At 72.5% G+C, this 6,209-nt stretch carries 9 protein-coding genes; 6 read left to right on the top strand and 3 right to left on the bottom strand.

Annotated elements, in window-relative coordinates:
• On the bottom strand, window positions 1-405 hold a 405-nt coding region (locus KBY81_RS09710), incomplete at its 3' end, for a TSUP family transporter (RefSeq protein ID WP_254976378.1).
• A 237-nt stretch (window positions 406-642) separates the two neighbouring features.
• Between KBY81_RS09710 and KBY81_RS09705 the strand changes: the two genes are divergently transcribed.
• The 3 genes from KBY81_RS09705 to KBY81_RS09695 are packed head-to-tail and all read left to right on the top strand — an operon-like array spanning window position 643 to window position 2,292.
• On the top strand, window positions 643-963 hold the full coding sequence (locus tag KBY81_RS09705) for a helix-turn-helix transcriptional regulator (protein WP_181279956.1): 321 nt from the start codon (window positions 643-645) through the stop codon (window positions 961-963).
• A gap of 4 nt (window positions 964-967) precedes the next feature.
• Window positions 968-1,552, top strand: coding sequence for a cytochrome b/b6 domain-containing protein (locus KBY81_RS09700; protein ID WP_254976377.1), 585 nt, complete (start codon window positions 968-970; stop codon window positions 1,550-1,552).
• Window positions 1,553-1,581: 29 nt separating this feature from the next.
• A complete protein-coding gene (locus tag KBY81_RS09695) occupies window positions 1,582-2,292 on the top strand; it encodes a molybdopterin-dependent oxidoreductase (protein WP_254972149.1) in 711 nt (236 codons plus the stop codon).
• A 30-nt stretch (window positions 2,293-2,322) separates the two neighbouring features.
• Here the strand turns inward: KBY81_RS09695 and KBY81_RS09690 are convergent, their stop codons facing one another.
• Together KBY81_RS09690 and KBY81_RS16630 are read right to left on the bottom strand one after the other, a co-directional pair.
• Window positions 2,323-2,826 carry a DM13 domain-containing protein gene (locus tag KBY81_RS09690; protein WP_106219520.1) on the bottom strand — a complete coding sequence of 168 codons (504 nt, stop codon included), beginning with the start codon at window positions 2,824-2,826 and terminating at the stop codon, window positions 2,323-2,325.
• A 110-nt stretch (window positions 2,827-2,936) separates the two neighbouring features.
• The gene (locus KBY81_RS16630; protein WP_254976376.1) at window positions 2,937-3,812 is read right to left on the bottom strand and encodes a hypothetical protein; all 876 of its coding nucleotides are present in this window, start codon (window positions 3,810-3,812) and stop codon (window positions 2,937-2,939) included.
• A 104-nt stretch (window positions 3,813-3,916) separates the two neighbouring features.
• On the opposite strand from KBY81_RS16630, the gene KBY81_RS09680 reads away from it, so the two are divergent.
• Genes KBY81_RS09680 through KBY81_RS09670 form a run of 3 tightly spaced genes read left to right on the top strand, consistent with a single transcriptional unit; the run spans window position 3,917 to window position 6,209 of the window.
• Entirely contained in the window at window positions 3,917-4,933 is a 1,017-nt protein-coding gene (locus KBY81_RS09680; protein WP_254976375.1) for a DMT family transporter, read from the top strand.
• Window positions 4,930-5,511: a sigma-70 family RNA polymerase sigma factor gene (locus tag KBY81_RS09675; RefSeq protein WP_106219517.1), complete on the top strand. Its 582-nt coding sequence runs from the start codon at window positions 4,930-4,932 to the stop codon at window positions 5,509-5,511. Before KBY81_RS09680 ends, KBY81_RS09675 begins: the two co-directional genes overlap by 4 nt.
• The gene (locus tag KBY81_RS09670; protein ID WP_254976374.1) at window positions 5,508-6,209 is read left to right on the top strand and encodes an anti-sigma factor domain-containing protein; all 702 of its coding nucleotides are present in this window, start codon (window positions 5,508-5,510) and stop codon (window positions 6,207-6,209) included. Before KBY81_RS09675 ends, KBY81_RS09670 begins: the two co-directional genes overlap by 4 nt.

Here is a 6,209-nt window from a genome sequence, read left to right as displayed (position 1 = left end):
GGCCAGGCCCCCCCCGGGCCGACGGGATGCGCCGGCCGGTCTGCCGCCCCCCGCGCCGGGCCGCCGGCGAGACAGCAGCCAGGCGGCCACCAGGGCGGCGGCGGCGAACACGGCCAGCTGCACCGGCTCCGGGACCAGCCCCTGCTTGACGAGGGAGCCGCCGATCCAGCTGCCGGCCAGGGCCGGCACCCCCAGGATCAGGGCAGGCCGGGGCGCCACCTGGCGCCGCCGCAGGTAGGGGCCGGCGTTGGCCACCGCCAGCAGGGTGACGGCCAGGAGCGACAGGGGCACTGCCTCACGGGTGGGCAGCCCGGCGCCGCTGATCAGCAGGGGCAGCAGCAGGATCGAGCCGCCGGCGCCGAGCACCGCCAGCAGGAAACCGATCAGGGCACCCCCGCCGGCCATCAGCAGCAGGAGGGTCGCGCTCAAGGCCGTCCCCCCTGCCGGGCCCGAGCGGCTTGGCGTGGCGATGCGGGAACGGCGGACATCGAGGCGGGATGGTCGGCTAATTATGACTATACACGCATACAACGGCAAAAGAGTGAAAAGCTGCTGCCCTCTGCGCCCCATTGACGGGAACGGCGCTGCATAATGTCTCTAGCGCCATAGTGAGCAGTCATGGGGGTTGTCGGCCCCGGATCGATGCCCAGTCCGGAACTGCTGGAGGAGTTCAGCCAGTTCTTCCGGCTGCTGAGCGAGCCCGCCCGGCTCCAGCTCCTCTGCCATCTGCGCCAGGGTCCCTGTGATGTCGCCTCCCTGATCGAGGCCACCGGCTTCAGCCAGTCCCACATCAGCCGCCAGCTCTCCCAGTTGCTGCGGGCCGGCCTGGTGAGCTGCGAGCGTGAGGGGGTCCGCCTCATCTACCGGGCCGACGCCGAACTGGTGGAGGAGCTCTGCCACCTCGTTCAGACGCGCATGAAGCAGCGCCTGCAGCAGCAGCTCGACCAGCTCCACACCGTCTGAGGCCATGGGCCCCCACCCCCTGTGGACCCGGGCCTTCCACGGTTTCAACCTGCTGGTGCTGCTGCTGATGGCCGCCAGCGGCCTGGAGATCTACAACGCCAATCCGGTCTTCGGCGGCCGGGCGGGGGCGACCGTGCCCCCGTGGCTCACCCTCGGCGGCTGGCTGGCCGGCGGCCGTGACTGGCACTTCGGCGCCATGGGGCTGTACGCCGCAAACCTGGGGCTCTGGATCGGCCTGCTGCTGCACCGGCGCCACCGGCGCCTGGCCGACGGCGGCGATCTGGGCACCCTGCGCCGCAGCGCCAGTCCCCCCAGGCGCCGCCTGGCCAGCCACCGCATCACCTACACCCTGATGCTGGTCGTGCTGGCCTTCAGCCTGCTCACGGGGCTGGCCATGTACAAGCCGGCCCAGCTGTGGTGGCTGGTGTCGCTGTTCGCCGTCGCCGAACCGGCCGGCCTCTCCAGCTGGCAGGCGCTGCGGGTCTGCCACCTGGCCACCATCCCCGCCATCGCCCTGCTGCTGGTGGCCCACATCGGGCTCTCCTGGCGGGTGGGCGGCCTGCGGCTGCTGCGCCGCATGGTGCTCTGATGCGGGGCGCGGACCCAGGCATCCCCGCGATGGCCGATCCCACCGATCTCCCCGGCCGTCGCCGCGCCCTCGGCCTGCTCCTCTCCGGCGGCTCCTCCCTGCTGCTCGGCGGCTGCGGCCTCAACCGCTGGAGCGGAGCGGTGGGGGAGGCCACCCAGCCGCTGAACGAACGGATCGAGGCCCTGCTGCAGGGGAAGGGGCCGGTGCCCGAGTTCCGGCGCAGCCAGGTGGAGCCGGCCGCCCTGCTGGTCAACAGCTTCAACGGCACGCCCAACCTCCCGCCCGAGAGCTACCGGCTCGTCGTCAACGGGGCGGTGCGCCGCCCGTTGCGCCTCGATCTGGCCGCCCTCGCCGCCCTGCCCCAGCGGGAGTGCGTCATCCGCCACGTCTGCGTCGAGGGCTGGGCGGCGATCGTCGCCTGGTCGGGCCCGCGCCTGGCCGACGTGCTGGCCCTGGCCGGCCCCTCGCCCCTGGGGGCCTATCTGGCGATCCGTTCCGCCGACCAGTACTTCGGGACCTGGGATCTGGCCTCCGCCCTGCACCCCCAGACCCTGCTCGCCACCCACATGAACGGGGCGCCGCTGCCCGTGGCCAACGGCGCCCCCGTGCGGCTGGCGAGCCCCATCAAGCTCGGCTACAAGCAGAGCAAGTGGGTCACCGGCCTCGAGCTGATGACGACCCTCGGCGACCGCCGCGGCACCTGGGAGGACAGGGGCTACGAGTGGTTCGCCGGGTTGTGAGGGGCCCGGCGATGCTCGGTGTTGCGGCGCTCAGGGCTTGAGGGGCGCCCAGGCCATCGTGGCGTTGAACTTCTGGCACCAGATCAGCACCGATTTCTGGGCCTTGAGGTCGATCGAGGCGGGGATCACGTAGCTCTGGCCCCCCTGGCTGGATTTCAGCTTCGAGAGCAGGGTGTAGGTGCCGGGCTTGAGGGGGAAGCCGGGGGCCTTGCTCATCGCCAGGGGCGTGGCGGAGGGGCTGAAGGCCACCCAGAGATCGGGGGCCATGTCGTTGGTCTTGAAGTCGCCGCTGAGGGTGAGCACCGTCTTGCCGCCCTGCTGGCTGATCGTGAAGCCACCGCTGACGGGGGCCTCCGCCTTGCGGAAGCTGCCGGTGGCCTTCGCCATGGCCTGGGCCACCGCACCCAGGGCGGGGGTGATGGGCTCGGCCCGGGGGAGGCCGAGGCTGCGGGCGGGGAGGACGGTGCCGGAGAAGGCCGCCGCCGCCACCAGGGTGAGGGCGCCGCTGAGGACGGTGCGGGGGGAGCGGGTCATGGGGAATGCGGTGTGAGGGGCGAGGGACAGGCCGGGCGTTGCGACGCCAGAACCCGCACTCACCAGCAGATACCCGCGGGTGGCCCGTCCGGATTGGATCCGGTTCCCGCTCAGGTGATCGGCACGGTGCGGTCGAGGGCTTCGAGCGCCACGAGGCGACGCCCCCGGCTGTCGGTGGACACCAGATCGGCGAAGGCACGGCCCTGGAGAATGTCCTCGATGCGGTAGTGATGGACCTGGAGCAGCGAGGAGCCCGTCACTTCGTCGGAACCCTCCACCAGCACCATCAGGGCACCGCTGCCCCTGGCGATGGCGTCGAGACCCAGCTGGACCAGGGGACTCTCCGGTGTCAGCGGGTGGGTCAGCACCGCCGTCACGTGCAGCTGGGGCGTGGAGGGGTTCAGCAGGGGCAGCGGGTGCACACGGCGCTGCCACAGCCCCGGCTCGATTTCCTCATCCACGAACAGGGCCATCGTGTACGACACCTTCAGCCAGTAGCTGGGGTCGGCGGTGACGAAGCGGCAGCTGAGGTGACCACCGGGCCAGGAGCTCAGGCACAGCTGGCGGCTGAACCGCAACGGGGAATCCACCTGGGTGAACCGCAGGAAGAACAGACCCGTGACCATGGCGGTGGTCAGGATTCCGACGATCCGCTGGGCCGCCGCCAGGCCCAGGGTGAAGGGCGAGTCGACCCTGGCGGACTGGAAGCTGGCGCTGAACAGGTTCTGCAGGGCGAAGATGCCGCTGGCGGGCAGTCCCATCGCCCCGTCGGCCTCCACATGGCCGGCGTCCAGCTGGAACGCCAGGGCGAAGATCAGCACCTCCGCCAGGTAGATGAGCGTCATCGCCAGGAAGAACACCGGCCAGGGCATCCGCATCGCCATCGACACCGGCTGGCGCCAGAGGCTGGTCCAGGGGCTGCGCTGGTGATCGAGGGTGCGGCGTGCCGGCAGCGACAGCTGGTGGAGGACGGTGGAGAGGCGCACGAGGACCCGGAGCCCGATGCAGGAACAGTAGGGGCCCCGGCCCAGTGCTCCAGGGCCGCCCTCCGGCTGTTCCCTGGTGGCCTGGAGGGAGCCATCCTGAGCCGATGAGGCTCCCAGATCCATCGGACGGGCGACCGCGGCCGATCCCGGGCCTGCTGCCGCTGCTGCTCTACGTGCTGCTGCGGGGCCTGGATGCCACCGTGCTCAAGGGGCTGCAGGACCTCGGGATGGCCCATCCGGTGCAGGGTGAGAACCCGATCAGCTTCTGCAACGTCTTCTTCCTGGCCCAGCTGACGGTGGGGCTGGCGGCCCTGATTCCCGGACGGCGCACCCTGGCCAACGACCTGGCGCAGCTGGGGCCGGCCGATCGGCGCCTGCTGGCCCTGCATGGGGGCCTGGGCCTGTTCCTCGGGCCGGTGGCCTACTACCTCGCCCTGGAGTCCCTGTCGGTGATCAGCCAGACGCTCCTGTTCGCCCTGGTGCTGCCCGTCTCCGCCCTGCTGGCGCGCTGGCTGCTCGGGGAAGCCCTCCCCGCCGGCTTCCGGCTCAGCCTGGGGCTGATCGGCGCCGGCCTGGTGCTGCCCCAGGCGGCCATGGCCATGGGCGGCGGCCGGATGGACGACCTCACCGGCATCGTCTGGGCCCTGGTGGGGGTGCTGGCCTTCGCCGGCTCGGCCGTCAGCGGCCGCGCCATCGCCGCCCGCCGCTGGCCGGCGGCCGTGGGTGTGGGGGTGCCCACCCTGCTGAGCGCCCTGGTCTTCGGCGCCATCGCCCTGGTGCTGTTCGGGCCGCAGCATTTCCTGCTGCTGCGGCTCTGGTGGGTGGTGGGGGTGATCGGCGTCTATGCCGTCACCCTCTCCCTGGGCCGGGAGCTGGCCCTGCGCCAGGCCTACCGCCGCTGCAGCGTGGCCGTCGTCTCCCTCTGGAGCTCCCTGGCCCTGGTGGTGGCGGTTCTGAGCGCCGCCCTGCTGCTGGGGGAACCGCTGGGCGTGCCGGTGCTGGCCGGTGCGGCCCTGGTGCTGGGCGGGGTGTTCGTCAGCCGCCGGCCGGGCCCCATCCGATCGCGGCTCTCGCCGGTATCCGAAGCACGGCACCCCCGCCGAGCCCCTCCCCGGTCGTGAACCCCTCCGACGCCGAAGCTCCACCCCGCCGTCCACCGCTGCGGGGCGCCCTCGCGGCGTCTCCCGGCGAGGGCGCCGACCTGGCCGCCCTCTACGACAGCTGCAGCGGTCCGGTGTACCGCCTGGCCCTGCGGCTGTGCCGCTCCAGCCAGGAGGCCGAGGACCTCACCCATGACGTCTTCCTGCGCTACTGGCAGCAGGGGCGCTACGACCCCTCCCGGGGGCCGGTGCTGGCCTACCTGCTGCTGTTGACGCGCTCGATGGCCATCAACCGCCTCAACCAGCGCGCCAACCGCTGGCAGCTGGTGCAACGCTGGTCGGAGCACCTGTTTCCAGCGGCCGTGCCCACGCCCCACGACCGTGCCGAGTCCGAGGATCTGGCCGAGAAGGTCCGGGGTGCCCTGGCGGCGATCCCCGCCAACCAGCGCCAGGTGCTGGAGATGGCCTACTACGAAGGGCTGAGCCAGTCGGCGATCGGGGCGCTGCTGGAGCTGCCCCTCGGCACCGTCAAGACCCGCGCCCGCCAGGGCCTGATCCGCCTGCGCGCCCTCCTCCACGACTCGCCCGCCCAGCCATGACACCCGACGCCATCCCCACCCCCGATGCCGCCGGCATCGACGCCCTGCTCGCCGGCCATGCCCTCGGGGATCTGGAGCCAGCCGAGCGGGAGCAGCTGGCGACCCTGCTGCGGCAGCGCCCCGAGCTGCGCCGCCGGCTGGAGGAGTTCAGCACCACCCTGGAGCTGCTGCCCCTGGCCCTGCCGGCCACCGCGGTGCCGCCTCCCGCCCTGCGCCGGCGCCTGCTGGAGCCCCGGCCCCAGCCGAGGCCCTGGCGCCTCTGGCTGGTGCCCTCCCTGCTGGCGGCCGGCCTGCTGGTGCTCGCCGGTGAGCTGCACCAGACCCGCCAGCAGCTGGCGGGTCTGCAGCGCCAGCTGGCCCCGGCACCCCTGGCCGATCCCCGCCTGATGCCACTGCAGGCCGTCCAGCCCGGCCAGAAGGCGGTCGGTGAGGTGCTGGTCACCGGCAACCGCACCCACAACCTGCTGACCCTCAGCCACCTGCCCCCCCTGCCGCCGCAGCGCACCTACCGCCTCTGGGCCACGGTGGCCGGCAAGACCGTCGGTTGCGTCCACTTCGTGCCCGATGCCCGCGGCCAGGTGGCCATGCCCATCCCCCTCTCCCCCACCAGCCAGGCCAGCGCGGTCAGCGTCAGCATCGAAGGCGACCCCAACGGCCAGGAGCCCAGGGGCCCGATGCTGCTCACCAGCTCCCTCTGA

This window comes from Cyanobium sp. Lug-B (assembly GCF_024345635.1).
Lineage (GTDB): Bacteria > Cyanobacteriota > Cyanobacteriia > PCC-6307 > Cyanobiaceae > Cyanobium > Cyanobium minutissimum.
The sequence above is the reverse complement of the archived record's forward strand: the minus strand, read 5'-3'. Positions and strand labels throughout refer to the sequence as shown.

Bases quoted from the DNA above. Each gene is read 5' to 3' on its own strand.
- KBY81_RS09705 (WP_181279956.1), top strand. From the start codon at position 643: ATGCCCAGTCCGGAACTGCTGGAGGAGTTCAGCCAGTTCTTCCGGCTG.
- KBY81_RS09700 (WP_254976377.1), top strand. From the start codon at position 968: ATGGGCCCCCACCCCCTGTGGACCCGGGCCTTCCACGGTTTCAACCTG.
- KBY81_RS09695 (WP_254972149.1), top strand. From the start codon at position 1,582: ATGGCCGATCCCACCGATCTCCCCGGCCGTCGCCGCGCCCTCGGCCTG.
- KBY81_RS09690 (WP_106219520.1), bottom strand. From the start codon at position 2,826: ATGACCCGCTCCCCCCGCACCGTCCTCAGCGGCGCCCTCACCCTGGTG.
- KBY81_RS09680 (WP_254976375.1), top strand. From the start codon at position 3,917: ATGAGGCTCCCAGATCCATCGGACGGGCGACCGCGGCCGATCCCGGGC.
- KBY81_RS09670 (WP_254976374.1), top strand. From the start codon at position 5,508: ATGACACCCGACGCCATCCCCACCCCCGATGCCGCCGGCATCGACGCC.